This is a genomic window from Deltaproteobacteria bacterium (assembly GCA_016874775.1).
Classification (GTDB): domain Bacteria; phylum Desulfobacterota; class Binatia; order Bin18; family Bin18; genus VGTJ01.
This window is the reverse complement of the sequence record VGTJ01000076.1, coordinates 1-26,998: the sequence shown is the minus strand read 5'-3', so window position 1 is coordinate 26,998 and position 26,998 is coordinate 1. Positions and strand designations below refer to the sequence as shown.

Below are 26,998 nucleotides of genomic sequence, written 5' to 3'. Positions count from 1 at the left end.
TCCTTCCTGCCCCAGCGGACCTTCCTGGGAGGAGAACCTATGGGGTGCGTGACGGGCCTGCACGCCGGATCGCTCCGAAGCTTTTCGGGTCGCACGGCCAGCGGCCGTGGTTTCAGCTAGGAATGACAGCACTCGGCGAGCATCTCACCTTCTTTCGTCAAGCAATACGCGCCTTGCGTGAAGTCGGAGCTCTGTCAGCCACGTCACAGGCTGTGGCCAATACAGTCGTCGCACCGATAGCACCCAAGGAGAGACCGATACGCGTGCTTGAGGTTGGTGCAGGGACAGGCGCAATTACACAAGCAATCTTGTCACGTCTCTCCCAGGGCGATCATCTCGATCTGTATGAAATCAACCCGGCGTTTGCGGCAGTCCTTCGCCAGACTGTCGGTAGCGTTTCTGGCCCTATGGTGAAGGTATATGAGGCTGATATCGAGAGCGTCGCTCATGATGTCCGTTATGATTTCATCGTTTCTTCTCTCCCCCTACTGAACCTGCCTCCCGACAAGGTCGACCGTATTTTTGTGCTCCTGCTCAGTGTCCTCAAACCAGGTGGTACGCTCAGCTACTATGACTACTGGGCAAAGGAACTCCGCCAATTCATTCACGGCACGGCAGAACGGCAACGAGTACGCGAAGTGCTGCGAGTCACGCGGGGTTACTTACAACGCTACCAATATCATCACCGCGTGATGTTCACAAATGTTCCACCCGCAAGCATTCATTACCTTCGCACAAGTCCTGCTGCCAGTGAGTAGGGAGAAGTGCTTCCCTTGTCTTTACCCTCTGGCCTTTGCTATACGGCAAATGTTAAGGAGAAAATCTCAGAAGGAGGGAAAGCTATGGCACTCTATTTCGATGAAGTATGGCTAAAGGATCCAACACCCGAGCGAATGAAAGAATTCGTAAAGACGATTGGGCAAGCCGCGAAAAGCCCAGCGTCGATTGGTGCACCACAAGAAGTGAAATTTGTCGCCGGTCCGTGGGCATCGAACGAAGAACCAAAAGTGCTCTTCATCGTTGACATTCCCAATCATACTCCAACCTATCAAATCTTCGGCAAGTTGATGTCAACTGGATTGGTAGAGAAGCGTCGCCTCACTCCGATTGTCGAATGGAGCGAGGTGGAGAAGATGGCGAGTCAATTATAGCTCTCAGCCATCAGCTATTAGCTTTCAGCTAGACAGGGAAGGACTAATTTTTCCTTTCTGGCTGACGGCTCATAGCTGACAGCTAATAGCCGTTTACACAGAAACTTCACACACCTTGCAGGCTGCTGCAGCATTCGCCTCCGCCCGAATCCGATCCTCTTCAGTCTGATACTGCGGCGTGTCGTGCCGTGGCGTGCGCGCATCACCTTCTGTCATTGCCGTGCGTTTCCAATCTTCGTCATCCCAGCGAAATGGCAGGATCTTCATCTGCCCTGGCACTAGCAGTGAGGTAAAGCCTTCCAATGCCTGAAACATGATCTCACGCTGCAAATCCGGCTGATTGGGTTTTCCAGTTGTATGGCCTAACGGGTAGTCGAGAAATGCGGCACGCGGTGGATTTCCTGCTTTAAGGATATCGAGCGCACTGCCCATACAAAGCGTCGGGATGCCTGCGGCTTCGACTTGTCGTGCGATCAGTCCCACGGACTGATGACAGACTGGTCACACAGGCACCAGCAACGCAACATCAACTTGATCAGCGAGAAAGCGCTCAACTAAGCGTGGAGCCAAATCTTCAGTTACTCGGCGTGAGGAATAGATTCCTCCCATAAACGTGTAGAAGTTCTCAGCCAGTGATCCGATAACACCTTCCTTGACGAGTCGTCGCAACGTGTCGATGGGAAATACGACATTCGCATCTTTCCGTGCATCAGTCTGATCATAGGCAAAATGCGCAGTGCGAAGATCAGTGGTTTTTACTGTCGTCGGAATTGCTCGGAACGAGGCGTCATCTTTGAAGTGGAACGCAACCTGGCCAGTCACGTAGATTCCTCCAGAAGCAACTAAGCCCAGTTTGCACTGCGAGAGCGGCTTCTTCAGTGGCGTCCACGGTGGCACTTCGGGATTGTTCACCCATTGATAGGCCTTGTAACCCAGCTTGGCGTAATTGTCTGTGATACGAGTAATGTACTCGACTGGCGGGTGTGACATGGGGACCTCCTGAAGTCCACACTTTACGTATTCTGCAGAAGAATGCAAAGACGCATATTATGACGTTTTTTGAGGAACAACCCCTTCCAGGATAGTAATCAGAGAGGGCAACTCTTCAGTTATTGTCTGCCAAACAATATCAAGATCGACAGCGTCATAACCATGAATGAGTCGGTTCCTCATCTCGATAATGAGCGGCCAGGAAATTTATGAAAGCTGTTTTTGCCTTGTTTTGGATACACGATTTGCTGCTTCACCCACAATTTCGATCAATCGGACCACTGCCAACGAAAGCATGCGCGAGGCCTCCAAATCAGAACGATCCTTTCCTTCCATGAACGTAACAGCTTCGCGTGCATGCTCAAGCATATGCCGCAGGCTCACGTCGTCATCATGCTTAGCCATAGTACACTTCTGCTTCGGCAAGAACCTTGTCACGAAAATACGGACTCAAAAACTTCGGCGTATTGAGATCAACCTTCCGTCCCCCTAATAGTTCAGAGAGTTCTATTTCCATACCAGCAAAGCGGAGGAGTCCGGGGATATGGTTAGGTTCAAACTCCACCAACACATCGACATCACTCTTCGGACCAAAGTCATCTCGCAGCACCGATCCAAACAGTGACAGCTTACGGATGTGATGGCGGTGGCAGAACTCAGCAATCCGTTCCTTGGGGATTGAAATTCTCGCTCTGGTGTTCATGGTTTCATTCAGCTGCCTACTTTACCGCAAAGAACTCTAAAAAGTTCCCCTCATAGTCATAGACCACCGGCACATCTCCAAATGGCCCGCGTTCCTCACGTCGTATTTCAACACCATGTTTTTGTGCAATAGTTGCCAGTTGGTCATACGATTTGTCGGTGCTAAATGCGACATGACCAAAGGGCTGATGGCGGGCTGGATCACTCACCGTGAATCCTCCCTGCCAATGTTTATCCTGTGGCCAGAACTCCAGGTAGTCGGCTAACGGGTCCTGTTGTCCACGCCCGAACGTCACCGCTTTCTCCCCAGCCGGACGAAGAACCGGTCCGGGGTCAGTCACTTTGCCATTCAACAGCTCAGCATAGAGCGCAGCCGAACGTTCGGGGTCTTTCACACGAAACGACATGTGTAGCAGTGTTGCCATAATCAGTCCTTCCTTTTATTCCGCAATCCGCAATCGACAATCCGCAATGTCTCACCGTCCCATCTTAATACGATCTTCCTGCGCCCAGCCTTCTTTCAACGGTACCATGAAATGCGGCGTCAATGTCACTTTCTTGAAGTACCAGCGGCCATTTTCTTTGACGTATTCATCATCAAATCGTGCTGCCACCAGATAGCTTTCTCCTTTGTGGACCGGAGTTGCTTCCAGGTAGCTCAGCCCCGTAGCCGTGTTGCCGTTCACGGTCACAACATGATTGTGAAGATACTGTTTGACGAACGGTACCAATTCAGACAGGCCCTTCTGAAAGAAACGAATGATCTTCTCTCGCCCGATTGCAGTCCCAAGGTGCGAGTAATGGAGTTCAGCATCGGTACTAAAGAGTTCGCCAATCCCATCCGGATTTTTCTCGTTCACACATTCATGAAACCGCATACGTAAATTTTGAATTGCCCCACGGTCCTCAAGTTCTTGGACCTGTTTTTCCAGCGCCTGTACTCGGTGTTCGAGATCTGCTGTCGCCATATTGAACCCTCCTTAGATTTCTTGTCACACCCTCCTTACTATGCCAAAGTAGACTGCTCTCGCAAGAGAAAAGGAGGTTTTATGGCTACGCTTCGCGTTTGGTTGTACTGTGGTGCGATCTTTTGCCTATCTTTGCTGGGATCGGAGAGTTACGGTGCAGGGGAAGAAATGGCGGTGCCTGCCTGTCATGCCCCAGAAGAAGGTATTGTCTCGCGTGCCATCATGGAACGACCGGTCGCGTTAACACGAGCCGCAGGACAGTTGCACCAGAAAGTCAGTACGACCTCAAAGGAAGCGCAGGCGTATTACGATCAAGGATTTGCCTATCTCGCGTCCTATGTCTGGATCGAAGCCGCGCGTTCGTTTCACGAAACCCTACGACGTGATCCACAACTGGCAATGGCTCATCTTGGGTTGGCAAAAGCATACACTGGTGCTGAAGTCCTGGCTGAAGCGCAGGTACACTTGCAGAAGGCTCAGGAACTAGCCAAGACAGGAAAAGTCACTCCCAAAGAGGCAAAATGGATCGCACTTGCAGTGCAGCAGGTCGAAGCCCTCAACGCACCAGCTGAGGAACGTGCCGCAAAGCATGAAGCGTATAAGAAAGCTGTCGATGAGCTGATCACACTTGATCCGAGTGACCCGCACGCGTGGGTATTACGTGGCAATGCCGAAGAACCTGGGGTGTGGGGACGTGGCCAAGCGGGTGGTGTCGGCTCGATTGCTTATTATGAAGCGGCTCTGAGGCGCGATCCCAAGCACTTTGCCGCGCATCACTTCTTAGTACACTCCTATGAACGTATCGGGCATCATGCGATCGCGGCAGAACATGGTCGCAAATACGCGGCTGCGGTTAAGCAAGTACCGCATGCCTCGCACATGTATGCGCATGTGTTACCACGCGTTGGCAAATGGCAAGAAGCGCTGAAACAACTGACGCTCGCTGACCAGTTGGAGCGGGACTACTACAAAGCACAGAACATCTCCGCTGGCCAAGATTGGCATCATGGTCACAACCTGCATCTGCTCGGAACCGTACAGTTGCGACTGGGGAACGAGGCAGAAACGGAACGCTTATTTCAAGAGGCGTTTCAATTACAAGATTACGGTCGACGATCCGGCTATTACAGCGGACCATGGATCGAGTACTTACTCGCACGTGGCCGTAATGAAGAAGCGCTTAAGGCAGCACAAGAAGTTGAGAAACGTTCTTCCGCAGCAGCACGTCTGATCGGCGCGGCATTACAGGGAGAAGCACTGGTCGCCCTGGGTCGTATTGCAGAAGCCCAACAAGCGCTCACCCGGGCACAGACAGCAGCAGACACGTATGTGCAAGAGGCACGCAATACCCCCTATGAGTCATTCTCCACTCGCTTCACAGAACCATTCCTGAAAACGTTGGAAGGAGAGATTGCCCTACACGGGGAAAATCCAGCAGCAGGAGAGGAGATGCTGGTGAAAGTGGCCGATGGATTTGCCGTGAGCCCGCTGCTCGATGCCTGGGCGGTTGGGTTGTTACATCTACAACGTGTGACAGTGCATGCACGCCAAGCAGGAAGAACGGCGCTTGCCAGTGCGTTAATCGAGCGCGTACGTAAGATCGATCCGGAGTTTGCTGAGAAAATGACGGCTTCGACTACTGTCGCGGCGGTGCGGTGAGGACTCACGATTCACTGCAATCATGGTGAAAGAGGATGATAATGGGGCAGTATCACAAAGCTTGCAAAATTGGCGGTATTTTCTTCGCGACGATGTTCCTTGGAATAGTCATGTCTCCCTTTCTTCTTTCTGCCCAACAAAGCCCAACTCCCGAACAACGCCTCCAAGAACTCGGCCTCACACTTCCAGTTCCTGCCAAACCGGTGGCGAACTTTGTCACGGCAGTACGCACTGGCAACCTCATCTTTCTGGCTGGTCACGGTCCTTGTGGTGAAGCGAGTGACAAAGTCAAAGGTAAGGTTGGCAAAGATCGATCGATTGAGGAAGGTTATGAGGCAGCACGGCAAACTGCCTTGTGCCTGCTGGCAACGTTAAAAGCCGAGATCACAGACCTCAATCGCGTCAAACGCATCGTACGCGTTTTCGGCATGGTCAACGCCACCGATACTTTTGACAAGCATCCACAGGTGATCAACGGTTGTTCAGATCTGTTGGTAGGAGTGTTCGGTGAACGCGGGAAACACGCCCGTGCTGCAGTTGGTATGGCATCACTCCCGTTTCATTGGACGGTGGAGATTGAGATGGTGGTGGAAGTGGAGGAACCATGACTACAAGGTTCACGGTGTATCAGAGAAGAGGCAGGCATTGCAGAATGCAGATTGCGGATTGAAAGACTGGGGAAGTTCATGCTTTCTCATTCTGCATTCTGCATTCTGCATTCCGCACTCTGCAATTTTCTACCCTTTCCTCTTCGCCACCTCCGTAATCGCTCCCAGCAAATTGTCCACTTGCTTCGCCGTCACCATAATATGAAGTGACGCCCGATTGACATCCCAACCAATTTCTTCGTGCGTCACATTCCGGATATAGATACCATGACGTTCCCACAACAAATCAACTAACTGTGTGGTTTTCACATCTTTTACCGTAAACGCTACTAGCGCACAGCTCAAACGCGAATCGTCCGATGAGTACACGTCGACACCGTCGATAGCCCGCAGACCGTTCAAGAGCCGACGCGCAAGATAGCGATCGCGCGCTTCAATCGCTTCGGGCATAATCTGATTATGAAAATCGAGTGCCGCATTCATCGCGAATTTGGCCGGATAGTCGATCGAGCCGTGGTACTCATACTTGGCTGCACCGACACAGGCCTCGGCCATCGTTTGCGGTGGCGGTTGACCGTACATCGTCTTGCCATTGACCGCACCCGCGAACATCGTTGGCCAGACGCGCTCTTGCATCTCTTCGCGCACATAGAAAAAGCCGGTGAACATCGAAGCCAGAACCCATTTATGACAGGGACCAGCATACATGTCGCATCCGAGGTCATGCACATTGACTTTCATCATCCCTGGCGGCTGCGCGCCATCGACCAGTGTGACTACGCCTTTGGACCGTGCGAGTGCGCAAATCTCTTTGACCGGCATGACACAGCCATCGGTGTAGTTGATATGACAGAAGCTCAACAGTTTTGTCTTCGGCGTCAGCGCCGCGTCAAATGCGTTCAGCAACTCGTCAGGATTCTTTGGTGGATGAAACTTTCGATCAGCGAGGTCGATGATGCGAACCGACAGGCCTTCTCGTGCAGCCCGGTGCAGAATTGGATTCCCGCCCCAGGGGTAGTCATGATTGGTAAAGACAATCTCATCTCCTGGTTTGAGATCAACACCAAGCGTGCCAAAGATCATTCCCTCTGTCGTATTACTGGTAAAAGCAACCTCCGTTGGTTTTGCACCAATGAACGTCGCCAACTTACCGCGTAAGGCATCCAAGAACGCCTTATTACAGCCAGTCTTAGTGAAACTGAAGTAATCAGCGTTGACATTATTGAGCGCGTCAAGCTGCGCGAGATGCACACTGCGCGGTGACGGTCCACGCGTGCCAGTGTTCATATATGCGATGTTTTTGCGCAGTAAAAATTCTCTTGCCACTGACTCCCAGTAGCGCTCGTCATCAGGTGCAGCTCCTTTCCCTCGCTTGAGTGGCGTTGCTGATGGAGTGGCTAACGCTAGCGTACTCCATGGCAGAGTAGTCAAGGCAGCACTACTGAGTAGGTGTCCCAAAAAACCGCGACGCGAGAATCGGTGTAGTCTCTGCAGGTCTTGAAAGCGAGAATGGAAATAAGCAAAAGACTCTTCCATAAAACCTCCGCACCTAGCAGCCTTGTGTTATTTCACCCGGACAAACTTCTGTAACGAATGACAGTCAAGCGGAATCAATCCTCGTTTTCCGCCAGCGCTATAGTTCACTTCACTGACATAGAGATCGCCACGTGAGTCTGCCCAGATGCCGTGTGGTGCAAAGAAGTTCCCTGGCGCAATTCCATCTTCACCACCAAAGCGAGTTTGTATTTCACCATCAAGAGTAAGGACACTGACACACGCATGGGGTTCATGTGCCGGGACGGCGGCCCCCATGTTCGCAGGCATCCCCCCTGCCCGGAAGCCGAGTTCAGCCACAAACAAGTTCTCGTCGGCATCAATGTACAAATCATCGGGTCGACTCACATGGGTCCAAGACGTAACGTAGGTCCCATCCCCTTTGAATACTTGAATCCGCGAATTTTCACGGTCTGCGACATACACGGTTCCACGACGGTCGACCGCAATCGCGTGCGGAAGCCGGAATTGTCCGGGTCCACTACCGGGTTCCCCCCATGAGAAGAGCAATTCCCATGTAGGAGAAAACACATGCACCCGCGCATTCCCGTACCCATCGGCGACATACAAATTGCCATTGGGTGCCAATGCGACGTTCGTCACCATGTTGAATGGTCCAGCCGCCTGTTGTACTGGAGTGTCCCACGCTTTGAAGCCAGTCTGCGCTGGCTTGTCTTTCTCACCGAGAGTGTGTAGGAGCTTTCCGTCAAGCGTAAGGATACGAACAGTATGATCAAAGTTATCAGCACAATAGACCCGATCGTCGGCCCCTATGAAAATACCATGCGCGTTGGTAAACACCCCTTCACCCCAGGCGTTGAGGAATTTTCCGTCGCGGTCGAAAACAACCATCGGATGCGCACCCCGGTTGAAGGCATATACCCGATCTTTCGAGTCCGTCGCTACCCCTGCCACTTCGACAAACGACCATCCTTCCGGGAGTTGCTCCCATCCTTGTCGCACTTCATATTCGAGTTTATTTCTTCCAGTGGCCATCTGAGTCCCCCTCCTTCTTGCTTTTTTCCTATACTGGCCACTACCATAAGAATGTCCTGTCGAGAAGGGTGAAAATCGCCAGGATTCCTAGATTCGCTCATGTACCGAACGAAAGGACGGCGGGACAGGTGGAAGTCGTGCGGCCACCGACCCCCACGTACGATTTGATATGAATGACCGTTGGCTCTTTCGCGTCACTCTCGGTTTCGCTTCTGCGCTCCTCATCGTGGGTGCGATCGGAATTGTTTCGTATCGGAGTACGACGCGTTTGGCAGAGACGACGACACAAGTCGCACGGAGTCACTCAATCCTTGTCGCATTTGAAACGTTACGGATATTACTCAAAGATGCCCAGCGCGGCGCCTATGGGTATATTCTCACCGGGGATCGCCGCAATTTGGAGCCTTATTATGCGGCGGTGGAAGGCACTGATCGGCAGATCGAAAAAATCCTACGGCTGACAACAGAAAGTGATTTCCAACGACATCCCCTCCAGAAGCTCCAGCCTCTTGTTACCCAATCACTCGCTGAGATCAAAAAACAGCTCGACCTCCGCACGAGCCAGGGAGCCGAAGCCGCGATACGCGGCCTCTCAAACGAACAGGTCTGGAAGAGTACCGACGAAATCACCCGCCTCATTTGGGACATGGAGGCCGAAGAAATGCGGATACTCGACGGGAGAGAACGAGCAGCAGAACGGCGCATGCGACGAACCGTTTTCGTCATTGTCCTGGGCAACGTCATTGTGTTCATCCTCGTCTCGCTAGGTATCGCCATTGTTCGCTCCGAACTCACCGCTCGACGGCGAGCAGAAGCAGAGAGTCTCCAAGCAAAAGAGGCGGCAGAGGTCGCCAATCGTGCCAAGAGTGAGTTTCTTGCCAGCATGAGCCACGAGATTCGTACGCCACTCAACGCCATCATCGGCATGGGCGATCTCCTCAACGAAACCACGCTTTCTCTTGAACAACGCGAGTATGTGCGCATCACGCGAACGGCAGGCGACACGCTTCTGAGCGTGGTAAACGACATTCTTGACTTCTCGAAGGTTGAAGCCGGTCGTGTCGAGATCGAACACATCCCATTTCATCTTCATGACCTGATCGATAGCACGTGTGAAGTCATGGCCATCCGAGCCCATGAAAAAAGGCTGGAGCTGAGTTGTCTCTTAGCAGAGCACGCTCCCTCACATGTAGTTGGTGACCCGGCTCGTCTCCGACAAATTCTGGTCAACTTGTTGGCAAACGCCATCAAATTTACTGAGCAGGGAGAAGTCGTTCTCGAAGTCAAGAATGTCGCGTCAGGAGAGGCGCCCGGAGTCCCACCACTCCGACCCTCAAACTCCACCTCCCAAACTCTCTTACAATTTTCCGTACGCGACACTGGTATTGGTATTGCGCCCGATAAACTTCCCGTGATTTTCGAGAGTTTTACTCAAGCCGATTCTTCAACCACCCGACGCTATGGCGGCACTGGCCTCGGCTTAACCATCACGAAACGCTTAGTTGAGTTGATGAAAGGTCAGATCTGGGTAGAAAGTCATCCGGGAAGCGGGAGTACGTTTTTCTTTACCATTCCCATACAGCCCGATGCCGAGGCACAGCTTCCTGTCGAGACTCCACAAACCTCCCTGGCAGGATGCTGCATCCTCGTTGCCGATGACAACACAATCACTCGCAGTGTGATTCGCCAACTGCTCACTGTTCATAATGCGGAGGTCGAAGAAGCACCAACAGGCAATGAGGCCATCACCAGGCTCACCCGGAGCCGCGCGATAGAGGCCACACCTGCAGTACTCCTGCTTGATAGCGACATCCCAACCGAGGACAGTTTTGATACAGTCCAGACGATTCAGACTCTCCTCAACGTCCCGGATCTCACAATTATCATGCTCATTGCGGCAGGGCGTAGTCGCGATCTCGCTCGCTGTCAAGCGCTCGACTTGCCTTACGTTATCAAGCCCATCAAGCGAGTGGCTCTTATCGACACCATACAGGAAACTCGGACCAGGGCTCCCAAACAGGCTGAGGTAGTACCGCTCCCCACCACGCCGACCTCCATCGCGCCATCTTACGCGCTGCAGATTCTCCTTGTCGACGATGACCCGTATAATCGCGTCGTGATCCAAACCTATCTGCAACATACGCCGCATCGCGTTACTACTGCTGAGAATGGCCGCCTGGCAGTCGAGAAATTCAAGGTAGCCTCGTATGACATCGTGCTCATGGACATTCATATGCCCGACCTTGATGGCCCCTCTGCTGTTCAAGTGATGCGGTCTTGGGAGCGCACGCAACAGCGGCCGCCTATTCCAATTATCGCTTTGACCGCTTCTGCGGTGAAGGAAGAAATCCACGAATGTCTCAGAGTTGGTTTCACCGCGCACGTCACAAAGCCCATAAAAAAACAGACATTGCTCGAAGTGTTGCGTCATCACGGAAATATACTGACACCCCATTCCGCGGAGGGTTCCAACCTGCCGACAACCGAACAGGTCAGTATTTCGCAGAAGATTCGCACCATCATTCCGCAGTATCTGCAAGATCAGCGTGGAATCGCCACCTCAATTTTGGTGGCTCTGGAACAGCGCGACTACGAGACTATCGAGGAACTTGGTCACAAGATGCGCGGCTCCGGAGGTAGTTTTGGCTTTGATATGCTCACCAACATCGGTCAGAATCTAGAAGAAGCAGCGCGCAAGAAAAACCAGGAAGCAGTTCGTCACTGGCACTACGAACTGAGTCGCTACCTCGATCGTGTTCAGGTCGTGTATCACTAGGAATTATCCGCGCCGTTCCGCTCGATCCAACACCTCAACTACCGCACTATGCCCTTGCGCAGCCGCAAGGGTACGTGCTTCTTTTCTCTCACGCCCGCTCATAGACCTGGCCTTCTGTGACTCCAGGAACGCCTGTACAGCCTCACTATGCCCTTGCCACGCGGCATACATCAACGGCGTCCATCGCTGCGAATCGAGGACAGACGGATCAGCCCCTGCACGCAACAACTCAGAGACAACTGTCGGATGTCCTTTCCACGCAGCATACGTCAGTACCGTCCAACCACTACTTGCCTTGGCATTCACCTGCGCCCCACGGTCGAGCAACAAACGCACCATCTCCTGATGCCCATTGCTTGCCGCAAGCATGAGGGCCGTCGTGCCCTGGATGTTGCGCTTATTCAGGTCTGCACCGCCCTCACACAACCGTGAGACAAGACCAAGGTGATTGTGTCGTGCCGCTAACATGAGTGGCGTCCACCCTCGCGGATCAGTCATGTTCGCCGGGACTCCGGCATCCAGCAGCGATTCAGCATACGCGATCTCTCCACGTTCAATACTCCGCAGCAGCTCGCGCTCCGAGAACCCACGGTGAGCCGTTACCTGCGCAAGTTGTCCGACTCCTGAGCGACGCAGGGTACGCGAGAACGTCTCTCCACGTCCATGTGAATCTGTCACTAGCGAGGCAAAGGTGCGTCCATTGTCGCTCAGAGCAATCACGGCCAGCACTCCAAGCGCAACCACTGCCCAGTGCCATCGAGGTCGTAGGGACAGTCGTCCACCCGACATCACACGTCTTTCTTGTTGTCCTGCTATTCCCCGCGTCATATCCCTGTCCCCTCTACCGTCCTGAGTGCGACAATTTGACATGTTCATCTCGTGCCTCACTCCTTCTCGATAACTATTTCAACGCGACGATTTCTCGCGCGTCCTTCCGGGTTATCGGTACCGTCGGGATTTGCATTGGGTGCGACCGGACGTGACTCTCCGTAGCCGAACGTCGTCACTCGCTCACGTCGCAAATTATTCACAATGAGTTCGTTTGCAACTGTTTCGGCTCGGGCTTTCGACAGGGTCACGTTATCCTCAGTCTTGCCGACTGCATCAGAGTGACCTTCGATAGACAGGTTCCGCTTCTCAGCACGAGGATGATTGAGGATGACCGCCATCGCATCGACCGTTTTGCGTGCTTCAGGGCTCAGGTCAGCACTGCCAAAAGAGAAAAAGACATATGGAAGAGTGACGACAACACCTCGGTCTGTTTCTTGAACTTCGAGCTGTTGTTCACGTAGTTTTGTAACGAGATCCCATTGTTCCGCGCATCCAGCGAGGAGCAGGGCGAGAAAGAACACCCAAGCCAACCGCCGCATCACCTACCTCCCCTCCAACCTCATCCACACTTCCCACTCCCGTAGCTTAGGGTCGGGGTATGCGAAGTATAGCCTCTTCTCTTTCGTTTGTCGCACTTAGGCGATTTTTTTGGAAAGAATATCCCCTATCTCGGGTATCCCCTTTTTCGGAAATCGCCTTACAGCATGGTGCGTTCTCTACCCAAACTTTTGCTCTCAGTACTCCTTGCGACAGAGCGGGTCGCAAGGTAGGTTTTCGCCAACTAACGTCGGTGTTCTTAGCTCGCCAACAAGGAGGTAGGTTATGAAAGTCGGATTGTTTGGCATCAATATGAATGTGTGTAGCGACCCAGATGTTGCAGCTCGGGTGGCAAGAGCCGCGGAGAACGCAGGTTTTGAATCGGTGTGGACAGGAGAACATGTTGTGCTCCCTGACCCACAAGCACCGCCCTCGCCGCTTCCTCCGGACTATCCGTTACTAGACCCAGCGGTTGCGTTAGCTTTCGTTGCTGCGCACACAACCAAGGTCAAGCTGGGCACGGGAATTATCATTCTTCCGCAGCGTAACCCGCTCGTCCTGGCAAAAGAACTTGCCAGTGTTGATGTCGTCTCAAAGGGACGGCTCATTTTTGGTCTCGGCATTGGCTATCTCAAACCGGAATTCGACGCGTTAGGTATTCCCTTTGCCGATAAAGGCGCACGCTCGATGGAATATCTGGAAGCGATGCAAGCGGTGTGGGCACAGGCGCAACCAGCGTATCAAGGGAAATTTGTTTCGTTCGGGAAGATTCAGGCCAAACCGCAACCAGTACAAAAGCCATACCCCTCGGTGGTGATTGGCGGCCATACTCCAGAAGCATATCGGCGTACAGTGCAATATGCCAACGGCTGGTATGGCTTCGCGCTTGATCCAGGCAAAACGGCGGAGTGCCTGGCTGGCCTCAAGAAAGCTGCGCAGGAAGTGAGTAGGCCCTCAGCACTCGGGGCACTGGAAATCAGCATCACTCCTGGTCCCACGCTGGATCTCGACACCGCGAAACGGTATGCCGACCTGGGAGTTGACCGGGTCATTCCCTTTCCACGCGCGAAGACCGAACAAATTGTACAGGATTTTATCACAGAGACAGCAGACAAGGTGATTGGGCGGGTATAACTCCGGCCAGAGAGCCCGGCACCCGCAAGTTGCCACTCCAAGTGAAGCGAAGAGTCTCTTGGAGAGATTCTTCGCGAAGTTTAGCCTGAGCATAGTCGACGGGCTCAGAATGACACATCCACACGGGTTTCGTGCGAAGAGCAGAAATATTTCGTGTCCTCATTGAGAATGGGGCAAGAGTTCTACCACACATCTGCAACTGCGAGGCTCACTCCGCCCGGGAGTAGCAGCGTATCGCCAGGAACGGCAACCCGTTCTTGGCGGTAACGTCGATTCGCAAGATCAGGGCCACTGAACACCTCGATCCGACGGTCGACGAGATTGACAATCCAATATTCGGGAATGGCACTCCCCGCATACACAGCCCCTTTGCGGCTACGATCAAATGCAAGTGTTGACTCTGCCACCTCAATTACAAGGAACACGTCGCTTGCCTGTGGATGCACCTGGGGATAGTCGTCTGCATCAAATCGGCAGATTGCAACATCCGGTTCTGGTTCACTCCAATCGTTTAAGATAATAGGGAGTTGGGCACGGATGGTAAAAGCTGTCCCTAGCAAGCGAAACAGCAGGAAACTCAAACGCGCGATGCGACTTGCATGTGGGGGATTATGAGGTGCTATATCGATGATCTCGCCATCGAGTAATTCCATACGTTTATCTGCAAATAGGCTGGTTTCGCCTATTCGATAATACTCGTCACGCGTAAAACGATGCGGTGTTGACACAGCAGCCATGCAGGAATCCTAGACCAGCGAGAACACAGGATCAAGACAAAAAAATCGGGGACACGAAGTTTCGTGTCCCCGATAAGGAATAACCTCAATAGCGTCCTGTACTCATCTTGCTTGCGTGCCTGTAGGTTCTCTTTCCCCTCGTGGGAGAGAGACAGAGAGAAAGGGGCACGGAGCAATCATTGTACCTATCGTCACCCTTTCCCGAGGATGGAGAGGGGACGAAAGTTGCTTGCAGACGCTAGCTCGCCAACGACATCCCCTGCGACCCGAGCTTGCCATAGGTGAGGCCAGCGAAGGAACTCACTTTCTGCGATATTTCCCCAAAGACCTCAGTAATCGACACTGGCTCAGTTCCACCTAACTTACCTCGCAGCGTCGCGAGGACTTCCCACCCTGTTTTGGCTTCTCCTGGAGGAGGAAATGCCTGGCGTGCACGTTGTACCCGACCAGCATGATTCGTATAGGTTCCGTCAGTTTCCGGCGCCGTACCAATTGGAAGCAGCACATCTGCATATTCAGCGGTACCGCTATAGTCGGTATCACAAACGATGACTTCGGCATTGCCCAAAGCTTTGTCGAGTTTGTCTTGCGGAAAGGCAGCGCTCAGATCAGCCGCAAACACGAGCAGCACCTTCACCTCACCTTTTTCTGCTGCATTCAACACGTCCTCTGCTGTCGGTCCACCATTCAGCAAGCCAAGGGCCTTTAATCCTCGCGTGTTGGGATTTTTGTCAGCCTTGATCAGGAAATCATCATGCGCGGCATTCGCTGGCGACCACGAAAGCCCGGCAATGGCGGTCGTACCAACCTGCTCTTGGAGAAGCCGGGTAAATAAATAGGCTTCTTCATTGGTCGCTTTGGCACCAACAATTCCCGCGATAGCCTTCGCGCCGTGTTGCTCTTTCACCTGGGACACCCGGTCAAGCACGCGACTGACCGCGTGATCCCAAGAAATCGGCGTAAAGGCGCCATTCTCTCGTGCCACCGGATTGAGAATACGGCTTTCTTTCTGAAACTCTTTGTACCAAAGCCGACCTTCATCACACATCCAGTACTGGTTCACATCCGGATTGGAGCGTGGACGAAAACGAAACATCTGCCCGCGCCGATGGTAGATATCGATATTGCAACCGTTCGCACACTTTGTGCAAATCGACTCCACTTTTTCGAGGTACCACACGCGCGCTTTGAAGCGAAAATCTTTGTGCGTGAGCGCACCAACCGGACACACATCGACCACATTCGCCGAATACGGATTGTCAAGTTTTTTGCCGGGGAAGAGGTCAATGTAGGTATGGTCACCGCGCGCAAAGAGGCCGAGTTCGCTGGTTTTCGTCACTTCATCAAGGAAACGGGTGCAACGAGCACAAAGGATGCAACGCTCTTGGTCGAGCACCACCTGTGGACCAATATCGACCACTTTCTTCTTCTCGACCTTCGCCTCTAAAGGAATCTGGCTCTGATGCTTGCCATAATCCATGTAATAGTCTTGCAGCTTACACTCACCAGCTTGGTCACAAATCGGACAGTCGATGGGATGGTTAACCAGGATAAATTCCAGCACCGCTGTTTGCGCAGCTTTCACCTTTGGGCTCGTCGTTTTCACGACCATACCTTCAGTGACTTTGGTGTTGCAGGCAATCTGCAACTTCGGCATCTTCTCGATTTCGACCAAACACATGCGGCAGTTCCCGGAGATGCTTAATCCTGGATGATAACAGTAGTGCGGCACCTCGATATCGAGCTGCTCCGCTGCTTGGATCACATTATATCCGTCAGGGACCGTGACCTTTTTTCCGTCGATTTCAATTGTTGGCATGTGTTCCTCTTAGCTCTCGGCTATCAGCCTTCCAGCAGTCAGCGAGAACAAAGTCATTAAGCGATTGCATGAATCAGGCTGAAAGCTGAAAGCTGACTGCTTGTATCACGCTGCATGCTGATGACGATGAGCACCTTCGCCCTCTTTCTTAAACGGACACCGACCAAGGGTGACATGTGCCACAAACTCATCTCTAAACTTGGATAAGAAACTTTGTGTTGGCATCGCGGCAGCATCAGCTAACACGCAAACGGTATTACCCATCATATTGGCAGCAATTGTATCCAGGCGATCAATGTCTTCCATTTTCCCATGCCCTTCTTCGAGACGGATGAGAAGTTTATGCAACCACCCCGTCCCTTCGCGACATGGTGAGCATTGTCCACAGGATTCGAGATGGTAAAAGCGAGCAATCACCTCAAGCGCTTTCACCATGCAAGTGTCCTCGTCCATAACGATGACCCCTGCTGAACCGAGAAATGCGTTGATCTTCCGCATCGAATCAAAGTCCATCGGCGCATCGATTTGGTCTGGAGTCAGCAACGGAAAGGACGAACCACCAGGCATCACCGCCTTCAATTTCTTGCCGCCACGGATACCACCACAGTGATCGTACAATAGCGTACGCAACGAAATTCCCATCGGCAGTTCATACAGCCCAGGTTTTTCCACGTGACCACTGACACAGAACAATTTCGGTCCAGGTCCACTTTCTGGCCCAATTGCTTTGAACCAGGCTGCGCCTTTGTCCATGATCATCGGTACGCACGCCAGGGTTTCGACATTGTTGACAATCGTCGGACACCCGAACAACCCATAGGCCGCTGGAAATGGCGGCTTGATCCGCGGATATGCGCGTTTGCCTTCAAGTGATTCGATCAGGCCAGTCTCTTCACCACAGATATAGGCACCAGCACCACGATGCACATAGACATCAAGATCATAGCCAGTACCAAAGATATTCTTGCCGAGGTATCCCTTGGCATACGCTTCAGCAATTTGCTCTTCCAAGCGTTGCGCACCAAAGACAAACTCACCACGAATGTAGATGTAACAGACGTGGGATTTGATAGCGTAAGAAGAAATCAGAATGCCTTCTAACAAGATGTGCGTATTCCACTCAATGATCGCACGATCTTTGAAGGTACCAGGTTCGCTTTCGTCGGCGTTACAGCACAGGTAAACCGGTTTCTGCGAATCTTTGGGCAAGAAACCCCACTTCATGCCAGTCCCAAAACCTGCACCACCACGACCACGCAGATTAGAGGCTTTCACTTGTTCAGTGACCTCTTCAGGTTTCATGGTTGTCAACGTTTTGCGAGCGACTTCGTAGCCCCCATTGGCAACATAGACATCGAGTTGATGAAAGTTGGGAATATCAAAATGACGCAGCAATACCTTTTCGGCCATGCATCATGCCTCGTTTCGCATAGAGTGTAAGTCGTTGGGAATCATAAGAAAAATTGCACGGCGAGCATATCGGCCCAGGTTTTTACTGTCAACGGGATTGCACTGAGGACAGAACCTGGAAAGCCAAAGGAGCCTGTCATTGCGAGCGTAGCGAAGCAATCTCTTCCTAAAGTGCTTACCGTGAGATTGCTTCGTCGCTTTTCGCTCCTCGCAATGACATCGTATGCTCTCTATCCCAGCAACCTGGTAGCATACGCATTCGCAAGTCTCGCAAACTCCGCCAAACTCAACGTCTCCCCACGTCGTTGAAAATCGATCCCGGTTTGTGCACTGACCTCGTCGAGATTTTCGTAACCTGCCGACTTAAGTGTATTGCGTAGGGTTTTGCGTCGTTGCGCAAACGCGGCTTTGACAATACGGCGAAATACCGCCTCATCTGCAAGCGGCACTCGCGGCTGTACCTGAAAGACAATACGGATCACCTGAGATTCAACTTTCGGCGGTGGGAAGAAACTTCCTGGCCCAACTGTGCAGATCGTCGTCACCGTTCCATACATTTGCGTTAACACCGACGGCACGCCATACGCCTTGGTTCCTGGTGTCGCCGTCAGTCGTTCTGCCACTTCTTTCTGAATCATCACCGTCGCGCTGCGGAATTTCTGACGATGATCGAGCAAACGAAAAAGAATCGGAGTAGCAACGTTATAAGGTAGACTCGCCACGACATGAATCTCAGGATCAGGAAAGACTGCCGCGATATCGAGCGAAAGGAAATCCGCCGTGGCGACCTGTACATGCTCACGGTCAGCGAAGTGCTTTTCCAATCGCGCAACCAGAACGGTATCGACATCGACGAGATACAATCGACCCGCACGAACAGCGAGTTCATCAGATAGCACGCCCAGTCCAGGGCCAATTTCGAGGACACTATCTTGCGGATGAATCTCCGCTGCTTCGATCATGTGCGTGACAACAGTCGGGTTAATGAGAAAGTGTTGACCAAACTGCTTGTGTGGTCGAACACCGAGTTCGTTGAGTACAAAGCGGGTTTGTTGGAGTAAAGAAGGCACAATGGATACGTTAGAGCGGAAGAGCAGCGGCAGCGTTGAGTTGTAACGAAGCGCGTTGCCCAGCCGCGAGTCTCCAGGCACCAGCAAAGGCAATCATCGCGGCGTTGTCAGTACAAAGTTTCACGGAAGGAAGAAAAACTCGCAGACCATTTTTTTCTCCTTCCTCTGTCATACGTTGACGTAAGCGTGAGTTCGCCGACACTCCGCCAGAAATCACTATTCTTTGTGCGTTGTAGTCACGCGCGGCCCGTAAGACATTGGCGACTAACATTTCAACAATCGCCTCTTGATAACTGGCAACAATATCTTCGTCTCGATAACTCCCTCGTTCAGGAGCGGCAAGAAATTGACGCAGCGCAGTTTTAAGGCCACTAAAACTGAAATCGTACACTCCTGTCTCTTTCGTCTTATACGGCACGGCTCTGAGGTGAGCACGAGGGAATAGGATCGCTTGCGGGTTCCCTTGCTTTGCTAACTGATCAATCACTCGCCCACCCGGATAGCCAAGGCCGAGCATCTTTGCCCCTTTGTCGAAGGCTTCACCTGCGGCATCGTCACGCGTGGCGCCAAGTCGTTGATATTCCCCCCAATCACGCGCTAGGTACAAAGACGTATGGCCTCCGGACACCAGCAAACAGAGAAACGGAAATTTCACGTCTTGTTCGAGTAACACCGCAAGCAAATGACCTTCAAGATGATTGATGCCAATCAATGGTACAGTCTTCGCCATCGCCAGGGCTTTTGCCACTGATACACCAACGAGCAACGATCCGACCAAACCAGGACCACACGTGACCGCAATCCCGTCAAGCTGGTCTAATCGCACCTGTGCCTGGACCAGCGCTTGGTCAACGATGGGAAGAACATTTTCCATGTGATGACGAGAAGCGAGTTCAGGCACGACTCCGCCATAACAACTATGGACATGATCTTGTGACGAAACGACATTGGCAAGGATCTCTTTCCCGCGTATGACTGCTGCCGCCGTATCATCACAGGAGGTCTCGATACCGAGTATGAGCAATGGGCTACTGGGGAACGGTGTCGTCAGCATCCGGCTCCTCTCCGGCGAGACGCGCAAGCGCACTCATGGCGCGCAAGTTCTGCGGAAATAATCGGAGGCTTTTGCGATATGCTCTGCGCGCTTGTGGCAGTTCGCCCAGATCCTCATACACCGCTCCTTGAGTACTGATCGCTTCGCTGCGCCACGCCAAATCTCCACGCGTCAACAAGGTGTCGGCTTTGCGTAAGAGTGGCAGTGCTCTTTGATGTTCACCATGTGTCAACGCCAATTTGCCCAAGAAGTAGTAGCTATATGGCTGCAGTGGAGCGATTTCGATTGCGCGTTCAAAGAGGCTTCGTGCTCGTCCCCCTTCCTCTTTGTCCATCGCCTCGACGCCAGCGGCAACAAGCGTCACCGCAACCCGCTCTCGTGGTAACAGAGAATCCGTTCCAGGAAGCGCTGGCGGACCACTTGTAGCAACCGGCGGCTCTTCGGCACTCTCTGTGTCAGGCGGCGGATTCATTTCAGGTAAGGACGAGGTTGCATCATCCACTGGCGGAACAGATGGTCGGTTCTCTGAATCTCGATATGAAAAGTCCTCTTCAGCTTCAGGATATTGATCACGCGACTCTTCGTCAGCACTGTGCTCATCCGTGAATTCATCCTCCGGCGTGACAACCTGCGAATCAGGAGCGAGTTCCTCTTCCTCTAACGCTCCCTCTGCACCTCTGCGCTGATATTCCTGCGCAGAGGGCTGCCACTTCCAAAGGAAAATCGAGAAGAACAGAAGAGCGATAGTGACGACAACAATTTTCCATGTGGTTTGCATAGATATCAAAAAATTCGCCACCACGGCTTTTCCTGTGCTGGTGGACGACGACCTCGCTCCTCTGCCCTACCATCTTCACCAGCATCTAACTCGCGTCGCTCAGGGTTTGTCTCAACTGGAACAACGCCGGTTCCATGTCGAGAGCACGGGGCCCGCGGTTCCTCACCAGCGTAAAACGCTTCATCCATAACGATAGGGCATTGATCAGTCGCCCGTAATCCGGTTTGCGGATCAATGGCGACGACCGTCACTCCGACAGGTGGAAGAAATGCCGCTGAGGATTGCCCTGCGGTTACTTGTTTCATGAAATTGGTCCAAATAGGCAGCGCAGCCTGGGCTCCCGAGAGCCCAAGGGGTTGGCGCTGATCAAAACCAACCCACACCACGGTTACGAGGTCTGGAGTATACCCCACGAACCACGCATCACCATAATCATTCGTCGTTCCGGTCTTGCCCGCGGCAGGAAGAGTAAATCCTCGCTCTCGCGCCGTGCGGCCAGTCCCACGATCAAGAACTCCCTCAAGGAGATGAGTTAGCATGTAGGCGTCTTCTGGAGCAACAACTTGTTCCATTTCGATCCCATGCTGTGCAAGAGTTTCTCCTTGCTGATTGATCACGAGCGAGATCGGGCGCGGTAGCGTTTTCACACCATGATTGGCAATGGCACTAAAGGCAACAGCCACTTCAAAAGGAGAGACTTCTCCAGCCCCAAGAACGAGTGACGGGTACTGTGGGAGTGGACTGGTAAAACCGACATTCTCGGCGGTCTGACGGATGGCATCCAGACCAATCTCCTGCGCCAGCCGCGCAGTTGCCGCATTGAGCGAGAGTTCAAGCGCCCGACGCATAGAAACCGTGCCCAGATAGCGGTTATTGTAGTTGCCAGGATTCCACGCTTCGCCCTGAAACGCCCAGGTAAACGGAACATCTTCAAGGTGACTGGAGGGAAGAAATTTCCCTTCCCGTTTTTCGCGTTCCCGACTCAACGCCGTCAGAAACACAATCGGCTTGAACACCGAGCCCAGTTGACGGCGCGCTTGTGTTACGCGGTTGAACTGCGAAATCTGATAATCACGCCCGCCAATCATCGCCCGGATCGCGCCGGTCTGAGGTTGCATCGCGATTAGACAGGCTTGCAATTGTTCTTCCGCTGTCGTACTGCGTAAGCGCGGATATCTAGTTTCCAGCTCTTTCAGGCCTTTTTGCACAGCACGAGAAGCATACTCCTGCAACCCGGAATCAAGCGAGGTTAAGACCCGCAACCCAGAGGTCGCAAGGGTACTGTCAGGAAACTGTTCAGTCAGCGCTTTCCGGATGAAGTCGGCAAAATACGGAGCCTCATTCCCATCAGCCGGAAGCGTTCGCGGGACAATTTTTTCTTTGAGCGCAGCCTCATATTCTTCTGTACTCACAGAACCCAATTCACGCATTCGCTGGAGAACATCATTACGTCGTGGAATGATTCGATCAGGGTGCCGGAGCGGAGAATAGGCATTGGGCGCCTTCACCATTCCAGCCAGGACAGCCACTTCTCCGAGGGTCAAGTCACGAGGCTCTTTGCCAAAATAGACTCGTGCCGCTTCCCACATGCCGAAAATACCTTTTGCACCATTCTGTCCCAAGTAAATTTCGTTGAGGTAATTCTCCAAGATTTCTAGCTTGGAGTAGTGCATCTCAACGATCGTTGCCATGCAAATCTCGACCACTTTACGGCTAAAGACTTTTTCTTGTGAGAGAAAAAAATTCTTCACTAGCTGTTGGGTTAGCGTACTTCCGCCTTGCACCGGACGGCGCGCGAGAAGGTTCGCCCGAATCGCGCCAAGGATACGCCAGAGGTCGATCCCCTCATGTTCAAAGAACCGGTGATCTTCGGCAGCTAACAGGGCTTTCACAAGCTGAGAGGGCACATCGTACAGCTTTATGACACGACGGTCCCCCCAGTCGCGGTCATACACGCTCGCAATGACTTCAGGTTCAAGTTCGATGGATGGCACCGGGGTCCCTTCATCGAGGTCTGTTATACGCTCAATTCGCCCTTGCCGTAGCAGCAGAGATACTCGTTGTGACTGCGCTACGGTTTGGGGAAAGGGGGTATCGCGAAGCAAAAGCTGCAGCATGCCAGTCTTTTGGTCATAGACATACTCGCCTCGCGATTGAGGCGCCCCATTGACCACGCGGTAATCAAGGCGTGAGAGTTGGGCGAAGAGCTTTGCTGGTTCAATACGCTCCCCTGGATACAGCAAGAGAGGGGCGGCATAAATCTTCGACGGGACTTCCCACTGATGAGAAGAGAACCGGGTAACGACTTCCCGCTCAAGTTCGCGGTAAAACTGCCATCCGACAATAGCCGTTAGTAACAACACAAGGGGAAATGCAGCAAATGCACTTCCCCAAAATATACGACGCATGATTGCTCTCGGTCGCCTAGCGACCTTTCTTTGCTAAGTCCACGTAACGCATCCGCAGATCAAAGAGGGCATTTTCTAACATTGCCGCCTCACCCGCATCCAGGTTCCCTTTGGTCTTTTGTTGGAGCATGGCAAGTACGTCGATCATCTGCTGAGCGGCTGCGAAATCCGTGATCAGTGGTTGTCCCGGTGCTGGCGGCATTTCGCCCATATACATTAGCGCTTGAGTGCTGAGTCCAAGAATAAAGCTGGCAAATGAGATTTCGACTTTAGGAGCAGACGGATTTTCAGACCTTGTCTTCGTAGCGGAGGCAGGAGATTCTTGTTGTGGAGCCGCTTTCGTTTCTATCGTCTCACCTTTTTCCGTCTCTTCTACCGAGCGAGGTTCACCAGTCTCCGGTGAAAATCGCCGACGATCTTGCACCTTAAATCCTCGTCCACCTTCCTGTTCTTCTTCTGCCATAGACGGTACCTCCGAAATACACACTGTGGTCGACGATCTCTTTGCTGTCGCCCATAACTGTATATATTGCTTGTGCTGATTGCGAAAGGAAGCCTACCGAATTCCCCCTAAACGCGCTAGTTCAGTAATCCCAACTTCGGCTGGAACTTCTTGCAGAGAAATGCCAGCTTGGTCGGGTACAGTTGCACGGTACTCCCGGTTCAGAAGGACGGAAAGCGCTCCTCCTAATGGGCGCCACTGTTCATGAGACGTTGGACCAAAAATTACTATTCCACGTGCCCCCACGGCTCCAGCCACATGACTCACGCCTGAGTCGTTTCCAACATAGAAGTCGGCACGACTGACTAAGGCTCCAACTTGTCCGAGAGAAAGTGAGTTTTCGACAATCCCCTCTTTCTGCCAGATTTCTTTCTCACACGCTTCTGCTGGCCCAAGCAGGATCACTACTTGTCTATTGTTTTCCCTACGCCACCATCGCGCGATACGAACGAACCCTTCGATCGCCCAACGTTTTCTCGCCCCACCACTGCCGGGATGCATAACGAGCACGCGAGCACCGGCTTGCCAGCCGCGACGCTGCCAATAGCTCTCACACCAGTACTTATCTTCCGGTCTCACAATAAGCGATGGACAGCGTTTTCCTATCGCACCCAAACAACGTAAATAATACTCGCAGGCATGTATCGGTTCCTGTCCACGGAAAAAAGCAAATGACCGCACCCGTCTTGGAACTAATCGCTCAAGTGCGGTTCTCATTTCTGGAGAGTGATGACCAAACCAAGAAACAAGTTGTCCAACTGAAGAAAAGAGTTGTACAGCTTCACGAGAGACCAGCGTTGACGAAGAAAAGAGCGAGGCAAATACACTGCTATCGAGTGACAACACCTGAGAGATCCAAGGAATTGCTGCGGCAACTTCAAACGACTGACCACGAGCAGCCACGGTAAGGGGTTGCGCTGACGACACCGTTTTCAACTCTTCGAGTGCCGGTAACAGACAGACGAAGTCACCGAGGCTCCCTGGAAACAGCACAAGGATACGGCCCAAACAAGTTTCGATTGACTTTGCCATCTCGCCTGGATAGCATCGCCCCACACAGGATGCAAACTGCATAGCGTAGATTCTCATGCCACTACCCTGCCAAGTTGTACAATCAGTCAGTGATCTTATTGGCAACACGCCGGTTGTACGGTTACGCAATCTTTCAGGAGATCAGGATGCAGAAGTTTGGGGAAAGCTCGAATCGATGAATCCTGGAGGCAGTGTTAAAGATCGTATCTGCCTCAACATGATCACCACTGCAGAGCAAAGTGGCCGTCTACATCCAGGCGACACAATCGTTGAGCCTACAAGTGGCAATACTGGGATTGGCCTCGCGCTCGTATGTGCAATTAAGGGCTATCGTCTGATTCTCACCATGCCCGACACCATGAGCGAAGAACGCCAGAGTTTACTGGCAGCGTATGGCGCAGCAGTTGTACTCACTCCAGATACCAAAGGCATGCATGGTGCCGTACAAAAGGCTGAAGAAATCGTTGCACGTAATCCTTCGTATTTCATGCCTCAACAGTTCAGCAATGCAGCGAATCCAGCCGCTCACCGCCTCACTACCGCTCAAGAGATTATTCAACAAATGCCTCAACTTGATGCCTTCGTTTCTGGCGTTGGCACTGGTGGAACGATTACTGGCGCTGGGCACGTGCTGAAGATCCATTATCCACATCTACAGATTGTCGCTGTCGAACCTGCCGCGTCTCCCGTTCTTTCGGGAGGAGAGCCTGGATATCACTCATTACAGGGAATTGGCGCCGGATTTGTCCCCGCAGTACTAGACACAACGATATACGACGAAATAATCCGTGTGGAGGATGAAGAAGCTGCAGTGTATACGCGAAGATTAGCAAGAGAAGAAGGAGTTCTTGTTGGCATCTCTTCAGGGGCAGCCTGTGTTGCGGCTTTACAAGTTGCTCGTCGTCTTGGTAAAGGAAAAACCGTGCTGGCAATTTTCTATGATGCTGGAGAACGGTACCTAACAACTGACCTTTTCCAAGCAGAAGGTATTTAAGAACAATGAACGCGCAGAGAGAAGAAACGTTAAGATCTGGGCCAATTGAAGAGAAACTTCACGCACTGCGTTCGTATCTTCAAGACCGCGGGCCAATGTTGGTGGCTTTTTCTGGTGGAGTGGATTCAAGTTTCCTCCTTGCAGTGGCAAAGGACGTGCTCCAGGAGCGGGTCATTGCACTCATGACCGTCTCTTCTTCAACTCCGCCGGAAGATCATGAGCAGGCAATAGCTCTAGCCAAATCATTGAAGGTCGAACTGCTCCTCATTGCTCATGATGAGCTTGCGATTCCTCAGTATGCAGCGAATCCAACGAATCGATGTTATTTTTGCAAAGACTCTCTCTATGACATTTGCCGTCGAGAAGCCGTGCGCTTATCCATTCGTATGATTGCCGACGGTGTGAATGTTGATGATCTAGGAGATTATCGCCCAGGAATACAAGCTGCAACTGAATATCAAATTCTTCATCCATTAGTTGAAGCAGAATTTACCAAAGGAGAGATTCGCCAAGCAAGCCGATTACTCGGATTACCCACGTGGGAAAAACCGGCTTCTCCATGTTTGTCCTCACGTATTCCGTACGGAACGCAGATCACGGCGCGAATGCTTTCACAGATTGCGCAAGCTGAAGCATTTATCCGCGCGCTGGGTTTCCGTGAACTTCGTGTGCGTCATCACGCAACCAGCGCACGAATCGAATTGCATCGCGAAGATTTGCAGAAGGCATTATCACCATCTGTTATTTCTTCCTTTAGAAATGAGTTAAAGCAGCAGGGATTCACAAGTGTATTGCTCGATTTAGAAGGGTACCGTAGCGGAGTGTTCAACGAAACGATACAAAAGTAGGCGATCCGTAGGAAATCATATTCGGTTCCGCTTTTCTTGATTTTTTCCTTGAATAGTGTCAGGGTAAGCTCTGTGTGGTGGATTTTTGGAAAGGAGCGGGGTAATGGAGCTTCCGAGTTTTCCGAAGTGCCAAAAATGTGAGATGGGGGTATTAATTCCGTTGTCTGATTACGGACAGGAGGGGGCCTCGGTCCTTTTCAAGGCCTGGGTATGCACGAATCCTGACTGTGGATTCTCGCTTAGAGTCGATAAGGGAGAAGTGACATACGGAAAGAAAATAGAACCGAAACACTAGTTGAGGATAATTTAGAGTGCAGTTTTCGCTCTAGGTTCTGAAGAAATAAAAAGGCCTTGTGGAGTATATGCTCCCAAGGCCTTTTTGCTTTTCTTTGATTCAGGAAGGGGGGAGGAGGGGGGTGTATGCGAGTAGTAGCGAGGGG

The 26,998-nt window shown here is 52.2% G+C and carries 27 protein-coding genes and 1 pseudogene; 9 read left to right on the top strand and 19 right to left on the bottom strand.

The features are described from left to right. Positions 1-44: 44 nt before the first annotated feature. Positions 45-758 carry a methyltransferase domain-containing protein gene (locus FJ147_14195; protein MBM4257034.1) on the top strand — a complete coding sequence of 238 codons (714 nt, stop codon included), beginning with the start codon at positions 45-47 and terminating at the stop codon, positions 756-758. 84 nt (positions 759-842) lie between these two features. Then, complete coding sequence (locus FJ147_14190; protein ID MBM4257033.1) at positions 843-1,151, top strand: hypothetical protein; 309 nt, start codon at positions 843-845, stop codon at positions 1,149-1,151. A gap of 93 nt (positions 1,152-1,244) precedes the next feature. On the opposite strand, the gene FJ147_14185 is transcribed toward FJ147_14190, so the two are convergent. From FJ147_14185 to FJ147_14160, 6 genes and pseudogenes are all read right to left on the bottom strand, one after another. Next, positions 1,245-1,634 carry a hypothetical protein gene (locus FJ147_14185; protein MBM4257032.1) on the bottom strand — a complete coding sequence of 130 codons (390 nt, stop codon included), beginning with the start codon at positions 1,632-1,634 and terminating at the stop codon, positions 1,245-1,247. A gap of 18 nt (positions 1,635-1,652) precedes the next feature. Further along, positions 1,653-2,141 carry a hypothetical protein gene (locus FJ147_14180; GenBank protein MBM4257031.1) on the bottom strand — a complete coding sequence of 163 codons (489 nt, stop codon included), beginning with the start codon at positions 2,139-2,141 and terminating at the stop codon, positions 1,653-1,655. Positions 2,142-2,198: 57 nt separating this feature from the next. Beyond that, positions 2,199-2,546: pseudogene (locus FJ147_14175) on the bottom strand (DUF86 domain-containing protein). Then, entirely contained in the window at positions 2,539-2,844 is a 306-nt protein-coding gene (locus FJ147_14170; protein MBM4257030.1) for a nucleotidyltransferase family protein, read from the bottom strand. The pseudogene FJ147_14175 and the gene FJ147_14170 overlap by 8 nt, the downstream one beginning before the upstream one ends. A 16-nt stretch (positions 2,845-2,860) precedes the next feature. After that, the gene (locus tag FJ147_14165) at positions 2,861-3,268 is read right to left on the bottom strand and encodes a VOC family protein (protein ID MBM4257029.1); all 408 of its coding nucleotides are present in this window, start codon (positions 3,266-3,268) and stop codon (positions 2,861-2,863) included. Positions 3,269-3,319: 51 nt separating this feature from the next. After that, positions 3,320-3,811 (bottom strand): nuclear transport factor 2 family protein, encoded by a 492-nt coding sequence (locus FJ147_14160; protein MBM4257028.1) that lies wholly within the window; start codon positions 3,809-3,811, stop codon positions 3,320-3,322. Between the two features lie 81 nt (positions 3,812-3,892). Here FJ147_14160 and FJ147_14155 point away from each other — a divergent pair, with 81 nt between their 5' ends. Further along, on the top strand, positions 3,893-5,470 hold the full coding sequence (locus FJ147_14155) for a hypothetical protein (protein ID MBM4257027.1): 1,578 nt from the start codon (positions 3,893-3,895) through the stop codon (positions 5,468-5,470). 92 nt (positions 5,471-5,562) lie between these two features. Then, positions 5,563-6,078 (top strand): RidA family protein, encoded by a 516-nt coding sequence (locus FJ147_14150; GenBank protein ID MBM4257026.1) that lies wholly within the window; start codon positions 5,563-5,565, stop codon positions 6,076-6,078. A 129-nt stretch (positions 6,079-6,207) separates the two neighbouring features. On the opposite strand, the gene FJ147_14145 is transcribed toward FJ147_14150, so the two are convergent. Next, positions 6,208-7,614: an aminotransferase class V-fold PLP-dependent enzyme gene (locus FJ147_14145; protein ID MBM4257025.1), complete on the bottom strand. Its 1,407-nt coding sequence runs from the start codon at positions 7,612-7,614 to the stop codon at positions 6,208-6,210. A gap of 27 nt (positions 7,615-7,641) precedes the next feature. Then, positions 7,642-8,628, bottom strand: coding sequence for a hypothetical protein (locus FJ147_14140; GenBank protein MBM4257024.1), 987 nt, complete (start codon positions 8,626-8,628; stop codon positions 7,642-7,644). 169 nt (positions 8,629-8,797) lie between these two features. On the opposite strand from FJ147_14140, the gene FJ147_14135 reads away from it, so the two are divergent. After that, positions 8,798-11,404, top strand: a complete 2,607-nt coding sequence (locus FJ147_14135; protein ID MBM4257023.1) for a response regulator — start codon at positions 8,798-8,800, stop codon at positions 11,402-11,404. Between the two features lie 3 nt (positions 11,405-11,407). On the opposite strand, the gene FJ147_14130 is transcribed toward FJ147_14135, so the two are convergent. Together FJ147_14130 and FJ147_14125 are read right to left on the bottom strand one after the other, a co-directional pair. Further along, positions 11,408-12,280, bottom strand: coding sequence for an ankyrin repeat domain-containing protein (locus FJ147_14130; GenBank protein ID MBM4257022.1), 873 nt, complete (start codon positions 12,278-12,280; stop codon positions 11,408-11,410). An 8-nt stretch (positions 12,281-12,288) separates the two neighbouring features. Continuing rightward, positions 12,289-12,774, bottom strand: coding sequence for an OmpA family protein (locus FJ147_14125; protein MBM4257021.1), 486 nt, complete (start codon positions 12,772-12,774; stop codon positions 12,289-12,291). A 283-nt stretch (positions 12,775-13,057) separates the two neighbouring features. Here FJ147_14125 and FJ147_14120 point away from each other — a divergent pair, with 283 nt between their 5' ends. After that, the gene (locus tag FJ147_14120) at positions 13,058-13,906 is read left to right on the top strand and encodes a TIGR03619 family F420-dependent LLM class oxidoreductase (GenBank protein MBM4257020.1); all 849 of its coding nucleotides are present in this window, start codon (positions 13,058-13,060) and stop codon (positions 13,904-13,906) included. Positions 13,907-14,088: 182 nt separating this feature from the next. Here FJ147_14120 and FJ147_14115 read toward each other — a convergent pair whose 3' ends face one another. The 9 genes from FJ147_14115 to FJ147_14075 all read right to left on the bottom strand — a co-directional run bounded on the left by FJ147_14115 (position 14,089) and on the right by FJ147_14075 (position 24,773). After that, complete coding sequence (locus tag FJ147_14115) at positions 14,089-14,643, bottom strand: Uma2 family endonuclease (protein MBM4257019.1); 555 nt, start codon at positions 14,641-14,643, stop codon at positions 14,089-14,091. Between the two features lie 238 nt (positions 14,644-14,881). Next, on the bottom strand, positions 14,882-16,462 hold the full coding sequence (locus tag FJ147_14110) for a 2Fe-2S iron-sulfur cluster binding domain-containing protein (GenBank protein MBM4257018.1): 1,581 nt from the start codon (positions 16,460-16,462) through the stop codon (positions 14,882-14,884). A 105-nt stretch (positions 16,463-16,567) separates the two neighbouring features. Beyond that, the gene (gene nuoF, locus FJ147_14105; GenBank protein MBM4257017.1) at positions 16,568-17,872 is read right to left on the bottom strand and encodes an NADH-quinone oxidoreductase subunit NuoF; all 1,305 of its coding nucleotides are present in this window, start codon (positions 17,870-17,872) and stop codon (positions 16,568-16,570) included. A 230-nt stretch (positions 17,873-18,102) separates the two neighbouring features. Next, positions 18,103-19,035: a 16S rRNA (adenine(1518)-N(6)/adenine(1519)-N(6))-dimethyltransferase RsmA gene (gene rsmA / locus FJ147_14100; GenBank protein ID MBM4257016.1), complete on the bottom strand. Its 933-nt coding sequence runs from the start codon at positions 19,033-19,035 to the stop codon at positions 18,103-18,105. After that, positions 18,953-19,996 carry a tRNA (adenosine(37)-N6)-threonylcarbamoyltransferase complex transferase subunit TsaD gene (gene tsaD / locus FJ147_14095; GenBank protein ID MBM4257015.1) on the bottom strand — a complete coding sequence of 348 codons (1,044 nt, stop codon included), beginning with the start codon at positions 19,994-19,996 and terminating at the stop codon, positions 18,953-18,955. The genes rsmA and tsaD overlap by 83 nt, the downstream gene beginning before the upstream one ends. Further along, complete coding sequence (locus tag FJ147_14090; GenBank protein MBM4257014.1) at positions 19,971-20,774, bottom strand: tetratricopeptide repeat protein; 804 nt, start codon at positions 20,772-20,774, stop codon at positions 19,971-19,973. The genes tsaD and FJ147_14090 overlap by 26 nt, the downstream gene beginning before the upstream one ends. Before the next feature lie 5 nt (positions 20,775-20,779). Next, positions 20,780-23,182 carry a PBP1A family penicillin-binding protein gene (locus FJ147_14085; protein ID MBM4257013.1) on the bottom strand — a complete coding sequence of 801 codons (2,403 nt, stop codon included), beginning with the start codon at positions 23,180-23,182 and terminating at the stop codon, positions 20,780-20,782. 16 nt (positions 23,183-23,198) lie between these two features. Further along, a complete protein-coding gene (locus FJ147_14080; protein ID MBM4257012.1) occupies positions 23,199-23,645 on the bottom strand; it encodes a DUF1844 domain-containing protein in 447 nt (148 codons plus the stop codon). A gap of 93 nt (positions 23,646-23,738) precedes the next feature. Then, entirely contained in the window at positions 23,739-24,773 is a 1,035-nt protein-coding gene (locus FJ147_14075) for a glycosyltransferase family 9 protein (GenBank protein MBM4257011.1), read from the bottom strand. Between FJ147_14075 and cysK the strand changes: the two genes are divergently transcribed. From cysK to FJ147_14060, 3 genes are all read left to right on the top strand, one after another. Continuing rightward, positions 24,772-25,710: a cysteine synthase A gene (cysK, locus tag FJ147_14070; protein ID MBM4257010.1), complete on the top strand. Its 939-nt coding sequence runs from the start codon at positions 24,772-24,774 to the stop codon at positions 25,708-25,710. The two genes, FJ147_14075 and cysK, sit on opposite strands and share 2 nt — an antisense overlap. A 5-nt stretch (positions 25,711-25,715) precedes the next feature. Then, entirely contained in the window at positions 25,716-26,558 is an 843-nt protein-coding gene (gene larE / locus FJ147_14065; GenBank protein ID MBM4257009.1) for an ATP-dependent sacrificial sulfur transferase LarE, read from the top strand. A gap of 103 nt (positions 26,559-26,661) precedes the next feature. Further along, positions 26,662-26,853, top strand: a complete 192-nt coding sequence (locus FJ147_14060; protein MBM4257008.1) for a hypothetical protein — start codon at positions 26,662-26,664, stop codon at positions 26,851-26,853. Positions 26,854-26,998: the final 145 nt, after the last annotated feature.

Bases quoted from the DNA above. Each gene is read 5' to 3' on its own strand.
- FJ147_14190 (MBM4257033.1), top strand. From the start codon at position 843: ATGGCACTCTATTTCGATGAAGTATGGCTAAAGGATCCAACACCCGAG.
- FJ147_14180 (MBM4257031.1), bottom strand. From the start codon at position 2,141: ATGTCACACCCGCCAGTCGAGTACATTACTCGTATCACAGACAATTAC.
- FJ147_14170 (MBM4257030.1), bottom strand. From the start codon at position 2,844: ATGAACACCAGAGCGAGAATTTCAATCCCCAAGGAACGGATTGCTGAG.
- FJ147_14165 (MBM4257029.1), bottom strand. From the start codon at position 3,268: ATGGCAACACTGCTACACATGTCGTTTCGTGTGAAAGACCCCGAACGT.
- FJ147_14160 (MBM4257028.1), bottom strand. From the start codon at position 3,811: ATGGCGACAGCAGATCTCGAACACCGAGTACAGGCGCTGGAAAAACAG.
- FJ147_14155 (MBM4257027.1), top strand. From the start codon at position 3,893: ATGGCTACGCTTCGCGTTTGGTTGTACTGTGGTGCGATCTTTTGCCTA.
- FJ147_14150 (MBM4257026.1), top strand. From the start codon at position 5,563: ATGTTCCTTGGAATAGTCATGTCTCCCTTTCTTCTTTCTGCCCAACAA.
- FJ147_14145 (MBM4257025.1), bottom strand. From the start codon at position 7,614: ATGGAAGAGTCTTTTGCTTATTTCCATTCTCGCTTTCAAGACCTGCAG.
- FJ147_14140 (MBM4257024.1), bottom strand. From the start codon at position 8,628: ATGGCCACTGGAAGAAATAAACTCGAATATGAAGTGCGACAAGGATGG.
- FJ147_14135 (MBM4257023.1), top strand. From the start codon at position 8,798: ATGAATGACCGTTGGCTCTTTCGCGTCACTCTCGGTTTCGCTTCTGCG.
- FJ147_14130 (MBM4257022.1), bottom strand. From the start codon at position 12,280: ATGAACATGTCAAATTGTCGCACTCAGGACGGTAGAGGGGACAGGGAT.
- FJ147_14125 (MBM4257021.1), bottom strand. From the start codon at position 12,774: ATGCGGCGGTTGGCTTGGGTGTTCTTTCTCGCCCTGCTCCTCGCTGGA.
- FJ147_14120 (MBM4257020.1), top strand. From the start codon at position 13,058: ATGAAAGTCGGATTGTTTGGCATCAATATGAATGTGTGTAGCGACCCA.
- FJ147_14115 (MBM4257019.1), bottom strand. From the start codon at position 14,643: ATGGCTGCTGTGTCAACACCGCATCGTTTTACGCGTGACGAGTATTAT.
- FJ147_14110 (MBM4257018.1), bottom strand. From the start codon at position 16,462: ATGCCAACAATTGAAATCGACGGAAAAAAGGTCACGGTCCCTGACGGA.
- nuoF (MBM4257017.1), bottom strand. From the start codon at position 17,872: ATGGCCGAAAAGGTATTGCTGCGTCATTTTGATATTCCCAACTTTCAT.
- tsaD (MBM4257015.1), bottom strand. From the start codon at position 19,996: ATGCTGACGACACCGTTCCCCAGTAGCCCATTGCTCATACTCGGTATC.
- FJ147_14090 (MBM4257014.1), bottom strand. From the start codon at position 20,774: ATGCAAACCACATGGAAAATTGTTGTCGTCACTATCGCTCTTCTGTTC.
- FJ147_14085 (MBM4257013.1), bottom strand. From the start codon at position 23,182: ATGCGTCGTATATTTTGGGGAAGTGCATTTGCTGCATTTCCCCTTGTG.
- FJ147_14080 (MBM4257012.1), bottom strand. From the start codon at position 23,645: ATGGCAGAAGAAGAACAGGAAGGTGGACGAGGATTTAAGGTGCAAGAT.
- cysK (MBM4257010.1), top strand. From the start codon at position 24,772: ATGCCACTACCCTGCCAAGTTGTACAATCAGTCAGTGATCTTATTGGC.
- FJ147_14075 (MBM4257011.1), bottom strand. From the start codon at position 24,773: ATGAGAATCTACGCTATGCAGTTTGCATCCTGTGTGGGGCGATGCTAT.
- larE (MBM4257009.1), top strand. From the start codon at position 25,716: ATGAACGCGCAGAGAGAAGAAACGTTAAGATCTGGGCCAATTGAAGAG.
- FJ147_14060 (MBM4257008.1), top strand. From the start codon at position 26,662: ATGGAGCTTCCGAGTTTTCCGAAGTGCCAAAAATGTGAGATGGGGGTA.